Origin of the sequence: Alloalcanivorax marinus, from assembly GCF_016785095.1 — a bacterium.
Classification (GTDB): Bacteria; Pseudomonadota; Gammaproteobacteria; order Pseudomonadales; family Alcanivoracaceae; genus Alloalcanivorax; species Alloalcanivorax marinus_A.
Window position 1 is genome coordinate 283,335 of sequence record NZ_JAEKJB010000011.1, and the last position, 20,279, is coordinate 303,613.

Below are 20,279 nucleotides of genomic sequence, written 5' to 3' on the forward strand. Positions count from 1 at the left end.
AATTCCTCGAGTGTTGAAAAAAACAACAACCGGGAGACACCCGCCATGCTCAATCGCGCATCCCAGCCTCTGGTCCGTCTGGTGGACCGCTACCTGCCCGACCCCTATATCTTCGTTCTGATCCTGTCCCTGGTGGCGGCGGTCGCCGCCATGGCCGTGGAAGGCCAGTCTCCGGTGGCGGTGATGGACATGTGGGGCAAGGGTTTCTGGAACCTGCTCACCTTTTCCATGCAGATGCTGTTGGTACTGATCACCGGCTTCATGCTGGCCAGTACGCCGCTGGTGAAGAGCATTCTCGACAAGCTGGCGGCCCTGGCCCGTTCGCCGGGCCAGGCGATTCTGCTGGTCACCTATGTGTCCCTGGTGGCGAGCTGGATCAACTGGGGCTTCGGCCTGGTGGTGGGGGCGCTGTTCGCCAAGGCTCTGGCGCGCCGTATCCAGGTGCACTATCCGCTGCTGATCGCCAGCGCCTATGGCGGTTTCGTGGTCTGGCACGGCGGGTTGGCGGGTTCCATTCCGCTGACCATCGCCACGCCGGGGCATTTCACCGAGAACCAGATCGGCGTGATCGGCACCGGCGACACCATCTTCGCGTTTTTCAATCTGGCCATCGTGGCGGCCCTGTTCATCGTGGTGCCGGTGATCAACCGGTTGATGCTGCCGCCGCGAGAGGAGAGCGTGTTCGCCGATCCCAAGGCCATCGAGGACCCGGAAGTGCCTGACGTTACCCCACAGCGGCCCGCCGAGCACCTGGAGAACAGCCGCGTGCTGGCCTGGCTGGTGGGCTTCAGCGGTGTCGCCTACGCGGTCTATTACTTCAGCCAGGGCGGTGGGCTGAACCTGAATATCGTCAACTTCATGTTCCTGTTCCTGGCCATCGTGTTGCACCAGACCCCGCGTCGGCTGCTGATCAGCCTGCATGAGGCGATCAAGGGCGGCGCCGGCATCGTCATCCAGTTTCCATTCTACGCCGGCATCATGGCGATCATGACCGACTCCGGCCTGGCGGCCACTATCTCCAACGGCTTCGCCTCCATCGCCAGCGCCGATACCCTGCCGTTCTGGAGCTTTATCAGCGCCGGCCTGGTCAACATCTTCGTGCCCTCCGGCGGCGGCCAGTGGGCGGTGCAGGCGCCGGTGATGCTGCCCGCGGCCGAGGCGCTTGGCGCCGACGTGCCCCGGGTGGCCATGGCGGTGGCCTGGGGCGATGCCTGGACCAACCTGCTGCAGCCGTTCTGGGCGTTGCCGGTGCTCGCCATCGCCGGTCTCAAGGCCAAGGACATCATGGGCTATTGTCTGATGCTGCTGATCATCACCGGCGTGGTGATCAGCGTCGGGCTCACCTTCCTGTAGCCAGGTCGCACTCGATCACGCCGTACCAGCCCAGGCCCCGGTAGGTCTCATAACCCGGGGTCAGGGCGAAGGCCACCAGCTTGTCGCCGTCCCGGTAGAAGCCCCGTTCGCGCTCCTCGGTGCGTAGCGGGTAGGGCGTGCCCAGCTCGCCCTGACCGGTGGCGTCGGCGATCACCCGGTGCTCCGCGTCAAGCAGCATCACCCGGCAGTGGGCGCGTTCCTCCTCGCTCAGGCCCACGCCCTTGACCACGTCGCCGGCCTGCGGGCTCCAGTCGAAGAAGATGCCGAGCACGCCAAGCTTGTCGCCGTCGGCGCGGCCCTCGCGGCGGATGGCGGTGGCGTAGGTGGCGACGGCGGCGTCATCCAGGGCGCCGTTGAGGGCGATGTCGGTAACCGCGAAATCGTCGCCGCTGGCGGTGGCCATGGCCTGCTGGAACCAGGCGCTGCGTGACACGTCGAGGCCGACGGCGCCGGGGTAGCGGTCCGGGCGGCCATTGGCCACCACCCGGCCCTGGGCGTCGGCGATCCACAGATCCAGGTAGACCACGTAGGAGCGCAGAATGGTGGCCAGCCGCTCGCTGGCATGGGCCAGCGAGGCCTCGTCGCCGCCGTCGGCGGCGGCCACCACGGCGGAATCCGTGGCCCACCAGCGCACGTCGCAGGAGCGCTCGAACAGGTTGCGGTCGATGATTTCGATGGCGTTCAGGGACAGGTCGGTGAGGCGCTGACCACGAAACTCCGTGAGCATGCGCTCGCCGGCGTCCTCGATGCGGCTGGTGTGCCCCTCCACGGCGTCGCGGAAGTCCGCGGCGATGTGGTTGATCTCCTCGGACACCTTGCCGATTTCCTCGGCGACCACGCCGAAGGCGGCGCCGGCGGTGCCGGCCCGGGCCGCCTCGATGCGGGCGTTGAGCGCCAGGATCTTGGTGGTCTGCATGATGTCCTCGATGGCGCCGACTTTCTCGCGGGTGACCTGGGAGATGTCGTAGGCCAGCTCGAGAATGGTGTTGTCTTGCATGGTCGTACCCCTTATCGCTTGGCAATCGGACCCTTGCAATAAACGGGCCTTCATATTCTCGTTAGTTATTGTTTTAAAAGGATAAAGTTCACCGGAATCAGTATCGGCCGTGAGCCCTGAAACTTTAGCCTTGGCGCCTTTGATCCGGATCAATGCTCTTGGCGGGGGTGGGGTTAGAGTGGCGTCATGGGCGTTTTGCCCGGACTTCGGAGGACATCGCCATGGTCAAGAATGTGGGTGAGCTGGATCGCGGCCTGCGGTTGTTGGTGGGCATCGCCCTGTTGGGCGCCGGTGTTTACTTCCAAAGCTGGTGGGGGCTGGTCGGGTTGGTGCCGATCACCACCGCGACCCTGAGATGGTGCCCGGCCTATCTGCCGTTCGGGCTGTCCACCTGCCGGAGCGGTGCGCGGGAATAGGTGCGAAATAGATTGACCGGGGATTCTGGCGGTGTATCCTGCACGGAGCTAGAAAGTACGCCCGTATTTATGAACCCCGTTCGATGCCATTCCGTAGTCTTCGTCCTGACCTTCATAAGTAACCCGTAAGACCTTTCAGCAAAACCGGCCCGTCATTGGGCTACCCAACAGTTATGAATTATCAGGAGACAACTATGTCTACCACCACCGGTACCGTTAAGTGGTTCAACGAAGCAAAAGGTTTTGGTTTCATCGAGCAGAGCGGCGGCCCTGACGTGTTCGTTCACTTCAGCGCCATCACCGGCTCCGGCTTCAAAACCCTGGCCGAAGGCCAACAGGTTGAGTTCACCGTCACTCAGGGCCAGAAAGGTCCGCAGGCGGAAAACGTGGTCGCCGTATAAGGCGCAGCCACCCGGTCCAAGGACCGGAACGAAAAACGGGGCCCATCGGGCCCCGTTTTTTTATGCGCGCTTGAAAGCCGGCCTGCTAACGCTCCTGGGCCCAGCTGCCCCGAGCCAGCGCCTCCACGTCGGCCACGTCCTTGGCCGGCACGCTCGCCGGGTCGATGTGCTCGAGGGGATCGAAGTGGAAGATATAGAGCCGCGATACGAACTCCGCCACCGGCAGCGATGATTCGCCGAACCGTTCGCCGCGTCCCTCGGTGGAGACCTTGACCCCATTGCCCAGATCCTGCCCGGAATCGTTGTTGGGGTTGTAGAAATACACCCGCATTACCTCGTCTTGATCCAGCGCCACTCGTTGGATGGTGATGGCGTGCCAGCCGACGAAGCGCGCGGCGCTGTCGGTGACCGCCAGACCCGCCGGTTGCGGGTGAATCAGCGGCTGGTTGCCGTTATAGAGCGGGTGATAACAGGCATGGAAATGGCGCACGAAATTCTCGTAGTCATGCAGGGCGCCGCTGGCCAGGTCCACCGCCAGCTTGAAGCCGCGCCCCACCCACCAGCCATGGAATTCCGGGTTGATCCAACGGTGCGGATCGTCGCCACGGTCCGCGCACAGGGCGCCCATGGCGTGATAGATGCGATCCAGGTGTGGCACCAGCAGGGTGGAAACCGCGTCCACATCCAAAGGCGCCGTGCCGGCGGCGCCGCCGCTCAGTTCCCGGGACGACAGCCGCTGACCCTCGAAGTGCATCACCAGGTCGTCGTCCCGGGCCGCCCAGACGATCATCTGCAGCAGATAGTCCGGGTCATTATGGGCCCACATGGACAGGGCCCGGGCGGATTGGCAGGTGGGGTTGTTGCCCTGGCCGATCCCGAGCGGCAGCCCGAGTACGCCGAGCACGTCGGCCAGCAGCCGCACCCGGGCCGGCTGCGCCTCGCCCTGGGCGCGAAGAATGGCGGTTTCCGCCTCGGGACACAGCTCCAGGTTGAGCTGGCGCCACAGAGCCGGAGCCATGGGCGGAGCGAACAGCGTGCCCCGTTCCAGCAGCAGCGACAGACCATAGACGGTCTGGGCGGTTTCCGGATGCACCGCCGCCTCGATCAGGGCGTGGACCAGTTCCTGGTAGCACAGGAGACCGTCGCGACCGGTGGCGCTGAGGCCCAGGGCGCTACTGATCAGATCGGCGGAGTGGTCCAGCGCGAAGCGCAGAAAAACGGCGTGATAGGGCGAAACCAGCCCGGTGTCGTGCATGGCCCGGGCGAAGCCGTTGGCTTCCTGGGCCAGTGACGGCCCATCCATGGCGGCAAGCCGTTCCCGGTAGAGCGGCAGGCCGGGGTCCTCCGAGCAGGCTTGGGTGGGGCCGAACAGGGCGCTGACCAGGCGGTCCGCGCCGCGGCTGCCGGACACATCAATGGACGGGTTGTACAAGCAGGCGGCGATCTGGGTGATCATTGCCTTGATGTGATCCAGGCGCACCGGTCGCTGGGCCAGGATGCGCCATATTTCCTCGATCAGGCGGTCGAGAATGTTGTCATAGCCGATGTTTTCCACCAGCAGTTGCAGAACGCCACGCACCGCCGGCGCCAGGCGACCCTGGCGTATGCGCACCGCTTCGCCGCCGATGTCGAACAGCAAATCCAGGTTCAGCGCCAGCACCTGTGCCAGATAATGGTGCGCCTGCTCGGCGGAGAGCGCGGGATGGTGCAGCCGCCCCAGCGCCACGGCCAGCAAACGCAGTTCGCTGAGGCACTCCAGGGTAATGTCGTCGGCGCCGCCCAGGCGCAGAGTGTTTACCGTCAGGTCGGCCTGGAGGATTTCCGGGAACGCCCAGTCGGTGCCGGCGAACACGCCGGCGCGCTCGAAATCGGCCGCCCGTTCAAGCAGCCAGGCGGGCCCATCCGGTTCGCGCAGCACCCGGGCGGCTTGCTGCAGGACCTTGGCGCTGTGCAGCCCCTTGGCGAAGTCGCGGGTCTGCGCGAGCTGATCCAGGGCACGTTCGAAGCGGGCCTGGGCGCCGCTGCCGTTATCTTGGATTTCACTGCTGCTCATGCTGCTTTCGGACCGTGTTCGCTGCCTGTCAGCCGTAGCTTGCCCGTCATCTCCCCGGAACACCACCCCACCGCCGGGGCCGCTCTGCAGGCCCGGGTCGCTTCTGCTAGGGTAGAAAAAGGGCCGCTCAGGGGCCGCCAGCCGGTTCCACTCACTTTTGAGGCGCGCCCTCGACAGGAGGTGACCTCATGGTAAAGGAGAAGAACCCGCAGAAAGGCTACATCGCGTTGCTTGGCTGGAGTCTCAACGCCATCGACGCTCTGGAAAAATTCGACCGCCGTTTCGTGGTGGTGGCGCCCAACTGGGCCGAGGACTACGCTCGCGAGCACGATATCCCCTACATCCGCTGGGATTTCGAACGCCTCAATGACCGCTCCATGGAAATCGCGGAGCGGCTGCGCGACGAAGGCGTGGACGTGGCGGTGCCGCTGTTCGAGGAAACCGTGGAATGGGCCGGCGCCATCAACTCGGTGCTGATGGATAACCCCCGCTTGTACGGCCAGTCCGTGCTGTTCCGCGACAAGGCGCTGATGAAACGGCGCGCGCAACTGGGCGGCATTCGCGTGGGTATTTTCGAGGAAGCCCATGATCGCGATGACGTGATCCGCTTTCTCAAGCGGGTTAACCAGACACTGTTGAAACTGGACGGTGACCCCAACGACCCGATTCACCTCAAGGCTTTCGACAAGGCCGGTTGCCTGGGCCACCGGGTGATTCGCACGCCGGATGAGGTCGATACCATCCCGGAAGAGGAATTCCCGGTGCTCATGGAGAGCCACCTGGATGGTTGGGAATTCGCGGTGGAAGCCTGGATTCACGACGGTGAGATCTGCTTCCTCAACATCTCCGAGTACGTGACCCTGGGCTATTCCGTGTTCGTGCCGGCCAGCCCGGAGCTGGAAGCCTGGCGGCCGCGCATCCGCGAGGAGATCGAGAAACTGATCAAGACCTTCGATCTCAAATCCGGCTTTATTCACCCGGAGTACTTCGTCACCAGCGACGGCACCATGTACTTCGGCGAAGTGGCCTTCCGCCCGCCGGGCTTCAAGGTGTTCGAGCTGCTGGAGCGGGTCTATGGCTTTAACGCCTACCAGGGCATGGTGCTGGTGTTCGACCCGAAAGCCACGGCGGAGGAGATCAAGGCCTTCTTCCCCCGCGAGGTGGTGGACGCGGACGGCCACGCCGGTTGCTTCGGGGTCTATCCGCGCCGGCGGGTGGTGAGCCGTCTGGAGATTCCGGAGGAGACCCAGGACGACCCCTACTTCGATTTCCACGAACTGACGCCGCCCCTGGAAGAGACCGTCACCAAACGCACCGCCTTCGGCACCCACTGGGGCCTGGTGTACTTCCACGGCGACGATCCCTACCGGATGCGCGAGCTTCTCAAACACCAGGAGGAGCTGGATTTCTACGTCTGACCGCGCCTACCAGGTGCCGGTGTTCTCCATGGACGCCCAGGGCTCCTTCGCGGGCAGGGCGTCCCCTTTCTGAAGCAGCTCCACGGAGATCAGATCCGGTGAGCGCACGAACGCCATGTGACCGTCCCGGGGTGGACGGTTGATGGTGTAGCCCATTGATTGCAGGTGTTCGCACAGGCCGTAGATGTCGTCCACCCGGAACGCCAGGTGGCCGAAGTTGCGCGCCGAGCCCATGTCGTCTTCCGGGTCCCAGTTCCAGGTCAGTTCCAGCTCCGCCTCCGGGCTTTCCGGGGCGGCCAGGAATACCAGGGTGAAGCGGCCCTTGGGGACTTCCTTACGGCGGGTTTCGCGCAGGCCCAGGCCGTCGCAATAGAAACGCAGTGTCTCGTCCAGATCGCGGACGCGCACCATGGTATGCAGATACTTCATGTTTCGGATGCCCTTTGATACAAGGAATGGCGAACAGAATGTCATTTCATAATAACAGAGGGAGAGTTCATGGACCTGCATCGTATTGGCGCCCGGGCCCTGGCGCGCCGTATCCACAACAGGGCGATCACCGCCGAGGCGGCCCTGGAGTATTTCATCGATCGCGTGGAGCGCCTGGATGGCCCGCTCAATGCCGTGGTGGTGCGACGTTTCGATCTGGCCCGGGAACGCGCCCGGCGGGCGGACCAGGCCCTGGCCCGGGGTGAGGACTGGGGCCCGCTGCACGGCGTGCCGATGACCGTGAAGGAAACCTACGAGATCAGCGGCTGGCCCACCACCGCCGGCGTGGAGGGCTTGCGTGAGCACATTTCCGACACCACCAGCCGGGCGGTGCAACGGTTGATCGATGCCGGCGCGGTGATCTTCGGCAAGACCAATGTGCCGGCCTACGCCGGGGATCTGCAGAGTTACAACGAGATCCATGGCACCACCAACAATCCCTGGAACACGGATCTCACCCCGGGTGGTTCCTCCGGCGGCGCCGCGGTGGCCCTGGCCGCCGGCTTCTCGCCCCTGGAGCTGGGCAGCGATATTGGTGGCTCGATTCGTACCCCTTCGGCGTTTTGCGGTGTGTGCGGACTCAAGCCCAGTTACGGGCTGATCTCGACCCGGGGCCATGTACCGGGTCCGCCCGGGGCCCTGGCACGCCGGGATCTGTCCGTGGCCGGGCCGATGGCGCTCAACGTGGGCGATCTGGAGCTGGCTCTGGAGGTGCTGGCGGCGCCGGAGCCCGAGGATGCGCCGGCCTGGCGGTTGGCGCTGCCGCCGTCCCGTCACCAGAATCTGGCCGATTTCCGCGTTGCCGCCTGGCTGGATGACCCGCGCTGCCCGGTGGACGGCACCTTGAAGGCGGCTTTGGAGAGGCTGCTGGTGGAGCTGGGCGAGGCCGGCGTGGCGGTGGACCCGGCGGCGCGCCCGGATGGCATTACCCTGGAAACCGCCTATGACGTCTATTACCAGTTACTGGCGGGCACCATGGGCGTGGGCCTGCCCGATGGTCTGTACCAACAGATGGCGGAGAGCGCCGCCACCACGCCGGCTAGCGACAATGGCTACCGCGCCCGCTTCGCCCGGGGTGCCACCCAGTCCCACGCCGACTGGCTGCGCGCCGACGAGCGCCGCCAGGGTATGCGGCTGGCCTGGGAGCGCTTCTTTCAGGACTACGACGTGCTGCTGTGCCCGGTGGTGCAGACCCTGCCGTTCCCCCACCAGCACACGCCGGGGCCGGATGCCAGGGTGCTGGAGGTCAACGGCGTCGATCAGCCCTACATGGATATTCTGGTGTGGGCGGGGCTGGCCGGCGGCGTCTATCTGCCGGCGCTGAGCCTGCCCATCGGCCTGACCCGGGACGGCTTGCCGCTGGCCGTGCAGATCGTCGGGCCCTACCTGGAGGACCGCACCGTGCTGGCGTTCGCCGCCCGTTTGGCGGAGACCCTGGCGCCTTTGCCTCCGGCGCCGACGGCGGAGTGAGGCGATGGGCGGTCAACATCGGCCATAAAGTTGTATACATGAGCCGCCAAAACCGGGCTCCGGGAGAAAAAGAGGGTATTGGGGAAGGTGAGAGCTGTGCTACATTCCCCTCGCAGTTTCATTTTTTGGCCTTGGTGTTTCGCTATGCGAAACACCCCGGGTGAAAACAACAACCAGGAGCTCCCCATGAGTCTGATTCATCGTTTCCGCAAGACCCTCGCGATCGGTGGCTCGGTGATCGCCGTGGCGGCCACCGTCGCGCTGTCGCCGCTGGCCCAGGCCGCCGAGGACACCATTACCTGGAAGGTCCAGTCCCACTGGCCCGGCTCCAGCAGTTCCTACAAGGACAGCCTGGAGCGCATCAAGCGTGTGATCGAGGATCGCACCGATGGCAAGCTCAAGTTGCAGCTCTATGAAGCCGGCGCTCTGTTCAAGGCCCAGGAAACCTTCAACGCGGTAAGCCGCGGCGTGATCCAGATGGGCACCATTTCCCCGGCCTATGCCCAGGACAAGATGACCCTGGCGGGCGTTGCCTCCGGCATGCCGTTCGCTTTCCGCAACGTTTGGGAAGCGGCTTACTTCCACAAGAACATGGGCTTCGAGGACATGCTCCGCGAGGAAGCGGCGAAGTTTAACGTCTATTACTCCACCGACAAGGTGTATCCCACCGAGATGGTTTCCAAGAAGCCGATCGAGAGCTGGGATGACTTCACCGGCCTGAAGATTCGTTCTTCCGGCGCGCTGCAGAAGTTCCTCACCGAAGCCGGCGCGGCGGCCACCTATGTGCCTGGCGGCGAGCTGTACCAGGCGCTGTCCAGCGGCGTGGTGGACGCGGCTCACTGGGGCGCGGTACAGGGTGCCGCCAGCATGGGCCTCTACGAAGTGGCCAAGTACCACGTGCATCCGGCGCTGAATATCGCCGGCACCGATGCCTTCATCGTTAGCCAGAAGGCGCTGGACAAGCTGCCCGAAGGCATGGCCAAGATCGTCAAGGACGCCCTCGACGAGCAGTTCTGGGTGCGCACCAACGAATACCTCTACAAAGAGCAGATCACCCTGGCCAAGGTGATGGCCGACCAGGGCGTGCAGGTCAACACCATGCCCAAGGACGTCCAGGACAAGCTGGCCCAGGTGGCGCAGAAGATGTGGGACGAAGAAGCCAAGCGCAGCGACAAAGCCGCCGAAGCGGTACAAAAGCTGAAGGACTTCCTCTCCGACCTGGGTTACCTGTAAGCCCGTTGTGAACCCCCGGGGGCGCCGTTCCGGCGTCCCCGTTTTCCCATTGATCGATTGATGCCCCCCGCGGAGGAACCATGTCCTTCCTTCAGAAGCTGATTAACGGGGTGACCCGCCTGAATGATTTTCTGGGCCGGTGGATCGCGCTGCTGGTGTTTGTCATGAGCGCGCTGCTGCTGTTCGAGGTCATCTGCCGTTATGCGTTTGATTCGCCCACCGTCTGGACCACGGAGCTGACCCAGTTCCTGTTCGCGATCTATTCGATCATGGCCGGCGGTTATGTGATGGCCCATCGTGGCCACGTCAACGTGGACCTGTTGTATTCGCACATCCCGGTTCGCGGCCAGGCGATCATCGACATTTTCACCGCCGTGGTGTTCTACATCTTCATTCTGGCGTTTCTGTACTTCGCCACCTCCATGGCCTGGGAATCAATACAGGGCATGGAAACCAGCTATTCCGCCTGGAACCCGCCGGTATGGCCGGTCAAGGCGTTCATGCCGATCGCCGTGTTCCTGGTGTTCCTGCAAGGCACCGTGAAACTGCTGCGCGACATCGCCGTGGCGATCAACCCGAACAACGCCAACGTGCTTAAAGACGGCATCGACACCGGTGAAGAGGAGCAGATCTGATGAGCATTGAAATGATCACGCTGCTGTTCTTCGGCTCGCTGCTGTTCTTCCTGGTACTGGGCCTGCCGCTGACTTTCGTGCTTGGCGGTGTGTCGGTGATTTTCCTGTATTTCACCTGGGGGCCGGATGCCTTCTATATGGTCGCTTCGCAGATATGGAGCACCATGGGCAACTTCACCCTGGTGGCGATTCCGCTGTTCGTATTCATGGCCATGGTGCTGGAGCGCACCGGCGTGGCCAAGGATCTGTATCGGATGATGTACCTGTGGTGGGGTGGCCTGCGCGGTGGCCTGGCCATCGGTACCCTGGCGATCTGCGCCATCTTCGCCGCCATGTGCGGGATTTCCGGCGCCGCCGTGGTGGCCATGGGTACCATCGCCCTGCCGTCCATGCTGGAGCGCGGCTACGACAAGCGCATGGTGCTGGGCTGCATCAACACCGGCGGCGGCTGGGGCATTCTGATTCCGCCCAGCATTCTGATGATCCTCTACTCGCTGATCACCGGCGTGTCCGTGGGCCAGATGTTCGCCGCCGGCGTGCTGCCGGGCATTCTGCTGATGGTGCTTACCTGCGCGTACATCATCATCCGCTGTTACTTCCAGCCGGATCTGGCGCCGGCGCTGCCCAAGGAAGAGCGTGCCAGTTGGGGCGAAAAGATGACCGCCCTGCGCGCGGTGATCCTGCCGATCCTGATCGTTTTCATGGTACTCGGCTCCATCATCCTGGGCGTTACCACGCCCACCGAAGCGGCCGCCATGGGCGTGCTCGGCGCCCTGATCTCCGCGCTGGTGTACCGGCGCATGTCCTGGGAGCTGATGCGTGACGCGGCGCTGCGCACCTTCAAGCTCACCGGCATGATCATGTGGATTCTGTTCGCCGCTCACGCCTTCAGCGCGGCTTACCAGAGCATGGGCGCCCAGGAGATGATCCAGGGGTTGATCACCGGCATTCCCGGTGGGCCCTGGGCGATCATCATCACCATGATGCTGATCGTGTTCCTGCTCGCCATGGTGCTGGACCCGGTGGGTATCATGCTGATCACGCTGCCGGTGTTCCTGCCGGTGGTCAAAGCCTTGGGCTTCGATCCGGTCTGGTTCGGCATCCTGTTCGTGATCAACATGGAAATCGGCTACATGACACCGCCGTTCGGGTTCAACCTTTTCTATTTGAAGGGGGTGGTGCCGCCGAGCATCACCATGAAGGACATCTATGTCTCGGTGATTCCGTTCGTGCTGGTGGAGATCGTGGGCATCGCCCTGATCATGATGTTCCCGGAGATCGCCACCTATCTGCCGGATCTGTTCTTCTAGCGTTCCGGGCGCTCCATTCGGGCCGCGTTTCGGCGTGGTCCCCCTTCCGGGAACGCCGTGAACCCGTCCATGGGGGCTCCCGTCAAACATCCTGTTTGACAGGGTCCCGGAAGGGGGACCACGCCGAAACGCTCCGAGGTAGCTTCACGGCGGATCCCGATCAGGGGCTTTTGTTATTTCCCTTCGCTGTCCTTCCAACGGGCCATCAGGGTGTTGGAAGGCAGGCTTTCGTCGAGCAGCTTGTGGGCGGTTTCCGCGCCGGCCACGGGCAGCCCCTCGCCGTCCAGCAGGCCGATCTGCTTAAGCACGCTGGCCTGGTCCCAGTAGATGTGCTCGTGGCAGAGCTTGTCGCCCCGGAAGCGGATCACGCCGAGCATGGGGATCTCCACTTTCTTGCCGGTGGGCGCCACGCCGGGCAGCATCCAGTCGATTTCCCGGTCGTGGGTGAAACTGAGGATGAACTCGTCCACCAGCTGGGTGGCGCCCACTGTTCGTGACACCGGCACCAGCGTCATATCGTCCGGATTGCCGTGCACGAAATGGTTGCGGTAGAAGCGGCTGAGCTGCTGGTAGCCGACACCGCCGGTCATGGTGGGGATGTGGTTCACGTAGGGCTCGGCCACCATGGTCGCCATGGTGGCGTCCACGTTACGGGTGGCGAATTCATGCCGGCAGTGTTCATCCCACAGGGCCGACAGGTCCACGTCCGGGCCGATCTCCCGTTTCAGCGCGGCGATGGTGCGCTCGTGGGCCATGTCGGCGCTGGTTTTGTGAAAGTGGTCGCCGCCGGGGCGCGCGAAGGCATGGTCCACGCCCGGGTAGACGAAGGTTTCCAGCTTGCTGACGGTGCCGCCCAGGGCGGTGATGATCTGGTTGCGGGTGGTTTCGTCGCAGAAGCCATCCTGTTCGGCGAAGTGCAGCACCAGGCGGCCCTGGATCTGGGCCGCTTCGTCCAGATGCTCCTCGATGCCCACGCCGTAGTAGCCCACCGACACCGCCACCCGGGTGCGCGCGGCGGTCAGGTAGGCGAGCTTGCCGCCCAGGCAGAAACCCACGAAACCCAGGTCACCGCCGGTCACCTCCGGGCGCGCCGCCAGGGTTTCCAGGCTGGCGTCGATGTCGTCGATGGCGCGGTCCAGGTCCACGGTCTGGAACAGCTCGAAGGCGCGCTGGAAATCCGCCTCTTCGTAGCCCAGCTCGATACCCGGCTCGATGCGCCAGAACAGGTCGGGCACCAGCACCACGTAACCTTCCTCGGCGTAGCCATCGGCCACCCGGCGCATGGTCTCGTTGACGCCGAAAATTTCCTGCCCCACCACCAGGCCCGGGCCCTTGCCTGCCGGTGGCAGCGCCAGGTACGCCCGGAACCGGCCGCCATCTTTGGCGGTAACGTCGATGAACTCTCCCATGGTGCTTCCTTACTGTGCGCGTAAAGCGAAAAGCCTAGCAGCGCTTCAGGAAGCTGTCGAAAGGGGAGGGGGGGAACCCGGATTCAGGATGCAGGATACAGGCGGCGCACGGTGGCTCCCTTCATCCGCGATCGTGTCTCCATGCCGCCGTGGTCGTGTCGCAGGCTCGAATCGCGGCTGAAGCGGTACGCCGCCCGGCCGCTCCTACACCATCCTGAACCGTAGGAGCGACTTTGGTCGCGATATGCCGAGGCCAGGCTCAGCCGAGCAGGTGGTTCTCGTACTCGTCGCGCAGTTTGGTCTTCAGCACCTTGCCGGTGGCGTTGCGGGGCAGGGCGTCCACGAACACCACGGCGTCGGGCACCTGCCAGGAGGCCACCTGGCCCTCGAAGCCGGCCAGCACGTCCTGCTCGGACGGGTCCTGACCCTCGGCCTTCACCACGATCAGCAGCGGGCGTTCGTCCCACTTGGCGTGCTTGGCGGCGATCACCGCCGCGTCCGCCACTTGCTCCATGCCCATGGCGATGTTCTCCAGCTCCACGGAGCTGATCCACTCACCGCCGGATTTGATCACATCCTTGGAGCGGTCCTTGATGGTCAGGATGCCGTTGGGGTCCAGGGTGGCGATGTCGCCGGTGGGGAACCAGCCCTGCTTGTGCGGTGCCGGGGTGTCCACGTTGAAGTACTCGCTGATCACCCAGTGGCCCTTGGCGTACAGGTCGCCCTGGGTGTCGCCGTCCATGGGTTTCTCGTTGCCGTCTTCGTCGCCGATCATCAGGTCCACGCCGAACGGCGGCCGCCCCTGCTTGGCGCGGATCGCCGCCTGCTCTTCCGGGGACAACGCCATGTGCTTGTGCAGCAGGGTGCTCACCGAACCCACCGGGCTCATTTCGGTCATGCCCCAGGCGTGCAGGGTGTCCACGCCGTAGTCGTCGCGGAAGGTGGCGATCATGGACGGCGGGCAGGCGGAGCCGCCGATTACCGTGCGGGTCAGGGTCGGTACTTTCTCACCGGCTTTCTTGAGGGCGCCGATCAGGCCCTGCCACAGGGTCGGCACGCCGGCGGCGCAGGTTACTTCCTCGCTGTTGATCAGGTTCTTGAGGCTGTCGCCGTCCAGGCCCGGGCCGGGCAGCACCACCTTGGCGCCGACCATGGCCGCCGCGTAGGGAATGCCCCAGGCGTTCACATGGAACATGGGCACCACCGGCAGCAGGCAGTCCCGGGCGGTCAGCGCCAGGCTGTCGGGCAGGGCCACGGCCAGGGAATGCAATACCGTGGAACGGTGCGAGTAGAGCGCGCCCTTGGGATTGCCGGTGGTGCCGGAGGTATAGCACAGGCTGGAGGCGGTGTTCTCGTCGAACTCCGGCCATTCGAAGCCGTCGTCGCCCTGTTCGATCAGGTCCTCGTAGAACTTCAGCCCCGGCACCTTGGCGGCGGCCTCGTCGTCCTTGCCGCTGAGCAGGTAGACGTGCTCCAGCTTGGGCAGCTTGTCCTGCAGGGCCTCGATCAGCGGCAGGAAGGTCTTGTCGATGAACAGGACCTTGTCCTCGGCGTGGTTGAAGATATAGACCAGCTGTTCCGGGAACAGGCGCGGGTTGATGGTGTGGCAGACCAGGCCGGCGCCGGACACGCCGAAGTAGATCTCCAGGTGGCGGTGGTTATTCCAGGCCAGGGTGGCGACCCGGTCGCTGCGTTCCAGGCCCAGACCCAGCAGGGCGGAGCCCAGGCGCCGAGCGCGCTGTTCCACCTCTCCCCAGTTGGTGCGGTGCAGGCCGCCGGCGGTTTCCACCGAGACGATTTCGCCGTCGGCGTGGTAGCGGGCCGCGTGGCGGATCTGGCTGCTGATCAGCAGCGGTTGGTTCATCATCTGGCCTAGCATAGGAGCTCTCCGAGTGTTTGCCGTTGTTGTTTTGAGACCTTCGAGATTTCCTTTATCCGAAGGAGCTGTCAAATCCGTCCGGACCAGGGTGGCGGCGTGCCGGTCGTATCCCTGTGAAAGGAAACGGGTTCGGCGTTGGAAACTGAATCAGTCCGCTTGACCCACCATTGGGACAGTCACGGTTTTCTTCCGTGGCTCGCTGGGATAATGTGGCCGCCCTTTCGTGACAGCCGCTTTCCGGAACCCTGCTATGTGGATCAAGAACCTCACCGTCTTTCTGGGCACCGAACCCTTCAACTGGAGCGCCGCCGAGCTGGAGGAGCGCCTGGACGCGCACCGCTGTCCGCCCTGTGGCCGCCAGAGTCCGAGCAGCGAGGGCTTCGTGCCGCCGCTGAAGAACGAGGACCGCATGGTGGTGGCCACCGGCAGCTATTTCTACCTGGTGCACCAGGAAATCACCCGGCTGCTGCCCGGGCCGGTGGTCAAGGAGGAACTGGACGCCCGGGTGGAGGAAATCCGCGACCGCGAGGGGCGGCCGGTGGGTCGCAAGGAGCGCTCCGAGCTGAAGGACCAGATCACCTTCGAACTGCTGCCCCAGGCATTCACCCGTTCCCGGCGTACCGGCGTGCTGATTGACCCCCAGCGCCGCCGGGTGATGGTGGATTGCGGCTCCGAGAGCCGCGCCGAGCAGGTAGTGTCGGCCCTGCGCAAGGCGCTGGACTCGCTGCCGGTGAGCCGCCCCACCGCCGCGTCGGCCACCACCGCCGCGTTCGCCGGCTGGCTGCGTGATCCGCGCGGTCTGCCCGACGGCTTCACCCTGGGCGACCGCTGTGAATTCAAGAACGGCGACGGCGCCAGTGTGCGCATCACCGCCCTGGACCTGGGCCGCGAGGAAATCCTCGCCCACCTGGAGGAACTGGCGGCGGTGAAGGTGAACCTGGCCTGGAAGGACGAGATGGAGTTCGACCTGCAGCAGGACTTCGCCATCAAGCGCCTCAAGCCCCTGGACCTGATCCAGGAAAACCTGGATGGGATCAACGCCGAGGACGCCCTGGACGAGATGATGGCGGGGCTGGAGCTGCAGGGCGGAAGCCTGCGCGCGGTACTGGATGCGCTCTACAACTACTTCGAGGTCAAGGCCGAGAGCGGTCCTGGCGCCGACTGAAGCGGATCGCGACTGAAGTCGCTCCTACGGCGGCAGTAAGTTGTAGGAGCGACCGGGCGGCGTTCCGCTTCAGTCGCGATACCCGGCGCCGTCATGGCTACCTGCTCCAGGGCTGGCCCCAACCCGCCAAAAACGCTACAGTCCCGTCTAAATGTTTACACTGTAAACACTGAAACGGGAGCCTGATATGATCGAACAAACCATCCAACACTGGCACCGCCTGGTGGAGAGCAAGGACGCCAATGAGCTGGACCGGCTGCTGGCCGATAACGTGGTGTTCCACTCGCCGGTGGTACACACGCCCCAGGAAGGCAAGGCGATCACCAAAATGTACCTCACCGCCGCCCTGCACACGCTCAATAACGAGCACTTTCGCTACGAGCGCGAAATCCTTCAGGGCGACAACGCCATGCTGGAATTCACCACCAACCTGGACGGCATTCACCTTAACGGCGTGGACATCATTCACTGCGACGCCGAGGGTCGCATCGACGATTTCAAGGTCATGGTCCGCCCGCTGAAAGGGGTCAACAAGATCCACGAAATGATGGGCGCCATGTTGGAGCGGCTGAAAAAATAAAGGGCTCGCCAAGGCGGACCCGATACAGGATGCATCCTGCACCCTGTATCGCGGCCGACAGGCCGCTAGTCGAAAACGATCACCTGCCGGATTGCCTCGCCCTTGGCGAGCCGCTCGAAGCCTTCGTTGATGTCCTCCAGCTTGAGCCGGTGGGTGAGCAGCTTGTCCACCGGCAGGCGGCCGGCCTGATACAGGGCGATGTACTCGGGAATATCCAGCGCCGGCACGTGGCCACCCAGGTAGGAACCCAGGAAGCGCCGTTCCTCGGCGACCATCTGAACCGGGCTTACCGCCAGCCGCGTGCTCGGGTGGGGCAGGCCGGCGGTGACCGTGCTGCCGCCCTTGCCGGTGGCGGCGAAGGCGAATTCCAGGGCCGGGCCCACGCCGGCGAATTCCGCGGCGATGTCCACGCCGCCGCCGCTGATGGCCTTCACCTGTTCCACGGCGTCTTCGTCGGCGGAGTTGACCACGTGGGTGGCGCCCAGGGATTTCGCCATGTCCAGTTTGTCCTGGGCGATGTCGGCGGCGATGATCTGGCGGGCGCCGCCGGCCACGGCGCCGAGCACCGCGGACAGGCCGACGCCACCCAGGCCCACCACCAGCACCGACTGGCCGGCGCGCAGGCCGGCGGTGTGCACCACCGCGCCCACGCCGGTGAGCACCGCGCAGCCGAACACGGCGGCGATATCGAACGGCAGATCCTTGGGAATTTTCACCGCCGAGCGCCGTGAGGTGACCGCGTGCTCGGCGAAGCCGGAGACACCCAGGTGATGGTTCACGGTGGTGTCGCCCTGGTGCAGCCGGCGGCCGCCGCCCAGCAGCACACCCTCGTTATTGGCCACCGCCCCCGGCGCGCACAGGGCGGCGCGGCCGCCCAGGCAGTAGTCACAGGTGCCGCAGCTGGGCACGAACGAAAACACCACATGATCACCCACTTCCAGGTCGGTGACCCCGGGGCCCACTTCAAGTACCTCCCCGGCGGCTTCGTGGCCCAGGGCCATGGGCAGCGGTCGGGGCCGGTTGCCGTCGATCACCGACAGGTCCGAGTGGCACAGGCCGGCGGCGCGCACCCGCACCAGGATCTCGCCGTGTTCCGGAGCGTCCAGCTCCACCTCTTCGATCTTCAGCGGTTTGGAGCCGCCGTAGGGGCGCTCGGCGCCCATTTCGCGAAGTACTGCCGCGCGGGTCTTCATGGGGATTCCTCTTGGTTGTCCCGGGAAGGGTTGTCCTGGGAAGGGTTGTCCGGGGGAAGGTCGTGTTTGCTGAAGGTGCGGTCGTTTTCGCCTTGGAAGAAGCGGCGACCGTAAATCAGGATGCACAGCGCCACGCCCACCGCGAACGCCCAGGTGGCGCCCTTGGTGGCGAGCACCGCGGCGATCACGCCGGCGATGCCCAGGTCACGCTGGCTGCGTGCTTCCAGCACGCCGATGCGGACGCTGACATAGCCCTGGATCAGCAGGGTCAGCGCCAGCGCCACGCCGAGAATCGGTTCCACCAGACTGACGATGGGCATCAGGATGAGGCCGGTGTTGGTGCCCCATCGGAACGAGCCGGCGCCGCCGAAGATTGAGTCCATCGCCTTGCGGCCTTCCTTGAAGCGCTCCACGATCACCACGTGCATGGCCGCCCACAGCGGGCCGCACATGGCCACGTCCGGGCCGATAATGCTCATGGTGGCGTTACGGCCGCCAAAGATCATGTGGGCGCGGTCCGGGTTGTAGTCCACCTTCTCGTCCCGGCGCGATTCGTCCGCCTCCTTGAGTAGCGCCTTGCCCTGCAGTACATCGCCGAACAGTACGATGTAGGCGGCCAGCATGGTCGGGATCGCCTGCAGGAACATGGGCACCGACGGCAGGCCCAGGCCGAACACCGTGTACTCGTTCCACAGGGTCACGAAGTCCGGCTTGGAGAAACCCCACTCGATGGTGGGCCAGGGCGCTTCCGCGAACAGCGGCGCGATCACGATGGCCAGGACGATGATCGGGAAGATACCCAGCTTGCCGAAGTTGGCCCAGAAGGCGTTGCGTCGCTTCAGCCAGGCGAAGTGCCGCGAGAAGATCAGATAAAAGGCGATACCGATGGCGATGGAAATGGTCCACGGGAAGCTGTCGAAGCGGCCGCCCACCTTGAACACCGATATCACCGCCGCGATGCCCGCGCCCATGATGATGCCGGCCTTGATCGCCGGCGGCACCAGGCCCACCACCTTGCGCGACAGGCCGGTGATGCCCAGGCCGATGCAGAACAGCCCCAGCAACAACTGGAAGGCGATCAATGCGTGCACCCGCTCCGGGCCCTCCGGGAAGGTCTGGCAGTAGGCGATCAGCAACGGAATCGCCGGCGTGATCCAGCCCGGCACCACCGGGTCGCCGAGCAGGTGATGGGTGAGATAGAGCAGGCCGTTGAGCATCACCACCGCCAGCGCCGCCTCGAAGGGCATGCCCAGCAGTTCGGTCATCAACGGAATGGCGGCCAGATCGACGGCGCACATCAGCAGGCCCTGGAAATAATCGGGCCACTCAAAGCGGTAATGCAGGAAGGGGAGGCGGACCTTGAACGGACCCAGCGGCCAGTAGCGGGTCTCGCCGTCCGCGCGGCGATAGTCTCTCATCTTGGTTCCCGAGCCAAAATAGTGTTTTGAAATACTGTAGAGCGACGGGGCTCCGGGTCAACCGCCAGGGCGCTCAGCCCGCCACGGTGGCGTACAGGTAACGGCCAATCATCGCCAGGCACATCAGCACGATCAGCGGTCGGATCAGCCGCTGGCCGCCGCGCAACACGGCGTGGGCGCCGAGCCAGGCGCCGGTGAGCTGGCCGAGAATCATGGTGCCACCCACCAGCCACAACACCTTGCCGCCGATCACGAACAGCACCAGCGAGGCGATGTTGCTGGCGAAATTGAAGGCCTTGGCGTGGGCGGTGGCGGTGATCAGCTCGCGGCCGCGCAGGGCCACCTCCGCCAGGGAGAAGAAGGAGCCGGTGCCGGGGCCGAAAAAACCGTCGTAGAAGCCGATCGCCGGCACCACCGTGCGTTCGTAGAGGGCTGCGCCCAGACGCGGAGCCCGTTCCACCCGGCCCGCGCCGGGCGTGAGCAGGAAATACAGGGCGATGATCGCCAGCACCACCGGCACCAGAATCTCCAGGGCATCGGTGTGCACCACCTGTACCAGCACCGTGCCGGCGGCGCTGCCCACCAGTGCCCAGAGAAACGGCCGGCGTACCGCCGCCGGCGAGAACCGCCGCAAACGCAGCAAGGTGAAGGTGGCCATGCCGGAACCGAAGGTGCCCTGCAGCTTGTTGGTGGCCAGGGCCTGCACCGGCGGCAGTCCGGCCAACAGCAGGCCGGGCAGGGTGAGCAGCCCGCCGCCGCCGGCCAGGGTGTCGATGAAGCCGGCCAGCAGCGCCAGGCCGCCGAGCATGAACAGCGTTGTCAGTTCCAGTTCCAAGCCC

General features: G+C 64.7%; 18 protein-coding genes. 10 read left to right on the forward strand and 8 right to left on the reverse strand.

What is annotated here, in order from left to right:
* The first annotated feature begins 45 nt into the window (after positions 1-45).
* Positions 46-1,353, forward strand: coding sequence for a short-chain fatty acid transporter (locus JF515_RS16965; protein ID WP_203105641.1), 1,308 nt, complete (start codon positions 46-48; stop codon positions 1,351-1,353).
* Here JF515_RS16965 and JF515_RS16970 read toward each other — a convergent pair.
* A complete protein-coding gene (locus tag JF515_RS16970; protein ID WP_274380709.1) occupies positions 1,340-2,425 on the reverse strand; it encodes a methyl-accepting chemotaxis protein in 1,086 nt (361 codons plus the stop codon). The two genes, JF515_RS16965 and JF515_RS16970, sit on opposite strands and share 14 nt — an antisense overlap.
* Before the next feature lie 167 nt (positions 2,426-2,592).
* Between JF515_RS16970 and JF515_RS16975 the strand changes: the two genes are divergently transcribed.
* Together JF515_RS16975 and JF515_RS16980 are read left to right on the forward strand one after the other, a co-directional pair.
* The gene (locus tag JF515_RS16975) at positions 2,593-2,787 is read left to right on the forward strand and encodes a YgaP family membrane protein (protein ID WP_203105643.1); all 195 of its coding nucleotides are present in this window, start codon (positions 2,593-2,595) and stop codon (positions 2,785-2,787) included.
* 194 nt (positions 2,788-2,981) lie between these two features.
* Positions 2,982-3,188: a cold-shock protein gene (locus tag JF515_RS16980; RefSeq protein ID WP_203105644.1), complete on the forward strand. Its 207-nt coding sequence runs from the start codon at positions 2,982-2,984 to the stop codon at positions 3,186-3,188.
* Between the two features lie 85 nt (positions 3,189-3,273).
* Here JF515_RS16980 and JF515_RS16985 read toward each other — a convergent pair whose 3' ends face one another.
* Positions 3,274-5,241, reverse strand: a complete 1,968-nt coding sequence (locus tag JF515_RS16985; RefSeq protein WP_203105645.1) for a hypothetical protein — start codon at positions 5,239-5,241, stop codon at positions 3,274-3,276.
* Between the two features lie 188 nt (positions 5,242-5,429).
* Between JF515_RS16985 and JF515_RS16990 the strand changes: the two genes are divergently transcribed.
* Positions 5,430-6,659: an ATP-grasp domain-containing protein gene (locus JF515_RS16990; RefSeq protein ID WP_203105646.1), complete on the forward strand. Its 1,230-nt coding sequence runs from the start codon at positions 5,430-5,432 to the stop codon at positions 6,657-6,659.
* Positions 6,660-6,665: 6 nt separating this feature from the next.
* Here the strand turns inward: JF515_RS16990 and JF515_RS16995 are convergent, their stop codons facing one another.
* Entirely contained in the window at positions 6,666-7,088 is a 423-nt protein-coding gene (locus JF515_RS16995) for a VOC family protein (protein ID WP_203105647.1), read from the reverse strand.
* A 69-nt stretch (positions 7,089-7,157) separates the two neighbouring features.
* Between JF515_RS16995 and JF515_RS17000 the strand changes: the two genes are divergently transcribed.
* The 4 genes from JF515_RS17000 (at position 7,158) to JF515_RS17015 (ending at position 11,796) form a co-directional block, all read left to right on the forward strand.
* On the forward strand, positions 7,158-8,618 hold the full coding sequence (locus JF515_RS17000; protein WP_203105648.1) for an amidase: 1,461 nt from the start codon (positions 7,158-7,160) through the stop codon (positions 8,616-8,618).
* 186 nt (positions 8,619-8,804) lie between these two features.
* Positions 8,805-9,851 carry a TRAP transporter substrate-binding protein DctP gene (dctP, locus tag JF515_RS17005; RefSeq protein WP_203105649.1) on the forward strand — a complete coding sequence of 349 codons (1,047 nt, stop codon included), beginning with the start codon at positions 8,805-8,807 and terminating at the stop codon, positions 9,849-9,851.
* An 80-nt stretch (positions 9,852-9,931) separates the two neighbouring features.
* Positions 9,932-10,486 carry a TRAP transporter small permease subunit gene (locus JF515_RS17010; RefSeq protein WP_203105650.1) on the forward strand — a complete coding sequence of 185 codons (555 nt, stop codon included), beginning with the start codon at positions 9,932-9,934 and terminating at the stop codon, positions 10,484-10,486.
* Entirely contained in the window at positions 10,486-11,796 is a 1,311-nt protein-coding gene (locus tag JF515_RS17015) for a TRAP transporter large permease (RefSeq protein ID WP_203105651.1), read from the forward strand. Before JF515_RS17010 ends, JF515_RS17015 begins: the two co-directional genes overlap by 1 nt.
* A 173-nt stretch (positions 11,797-11,969) precedes the next feature.
* Here the strand turns inward: JF515_RS17015 and JF515_RS17020 are convergent, their stop codons facing one another.
* A complete protein-coding gene (locus JF515_RS17020; protein WP_203105652.1) occupies positions 11,970-13,205 on the reverse strand; it encodes a dienelactone hydrolase family protein in 1,236 nt (411 codons plus the stop codon).
* 259 nt (positions 13,206-13,464) lie between these two features.
* Entirely contained in the window at positions 13,465-15,084 is a 1,620-nt protein-coding gene (locus JF515_RS17025) for a long-chain-fatty-acid--CoA ligase (protein WP_203105653.1), read from the reverse strand.
* Positions 15,085-15,334: 250 nt separating this feature from the next.
* Here JF515_RS17025 and JF515_RS17030 point away from each other — a divergent pair, with 250 nt between their 5' ends.
* Both JF515_RS17030 and JF515_RS17035 read left to right on the forward strand, forming a co-directional pair.
* Positions 15,335-16,249, forward strand: a complete 915-nt coding sequence (locus JF515_RS17030) for a recombination-associated protein RdgC (protein WP_203105654.1) — start codon at positions 15,335-15,337, stop codon at positions 16,247-16,249.
* 187 nt (positions 16,250-16,436) lie between these two features.
* Positions 16,437-16,829, forward strand: coding sequence for a nuclear transport factor 2 family protein (locus JF515_RS17035; RefSeq protein ID WP_203105655.1), 393 nt, complete (start codon positions 16,437-16,439; stop codon positions 16,827-16,829).
* 65 nt (positions 16,830-16,894) lie between these two features.
* On the opposite strand, the gene JF515_RS17040 is transcribed toward JF515_RS17035, so the two are convergent.
* The 3 genes from JF515_RS17040 to JF515_RS17050 form a co-directional block, all read right to left on the reverse strand.
* Positions 16,895-18,022: a zinc-dependent alcohol dehydrogenase family protein gene (locus JF515_RS17040; RefSeq protein WP_203105656.1), complete on the reverse strand. Its 1,128-nt coding sequence runs from the start codon at positions 18,020-18,022 to the stop codon at positions 16,895-16,897.
* Positions 18,019-19,440 (reverse strand): DUF3360 domain-containing protein, encoded by a 1,422-nt coding sequence (locus JF515_RS17045; RefSeq protein ID WP_238401137.1) that lies wholly within the window; start codon positions 19,438-19,440, stop codon positions 18,019-18,021. The genes JF515_RS17040 and JF515_RS17045 overlap by 4 nt, the downstream gene beginning before the upstream one ends.
* A gap of 73 nt (positions 19,441-19,513) precedes the next feature.
* Positions 19,514-20,275 carry a TSUP family transporter gene (locus JF515_RS17050; protein ID WP_203105657.1) on the reverse strand — a complete coding sequence of 254 codons (762 nt, stop codon included), beginning with the start codon at positions 20,273-20,275 and terminating at the stop codon, positions 19,514-19,516.
* Positions 20,276-20,279 lie beyond the last annotated feature (4 nt).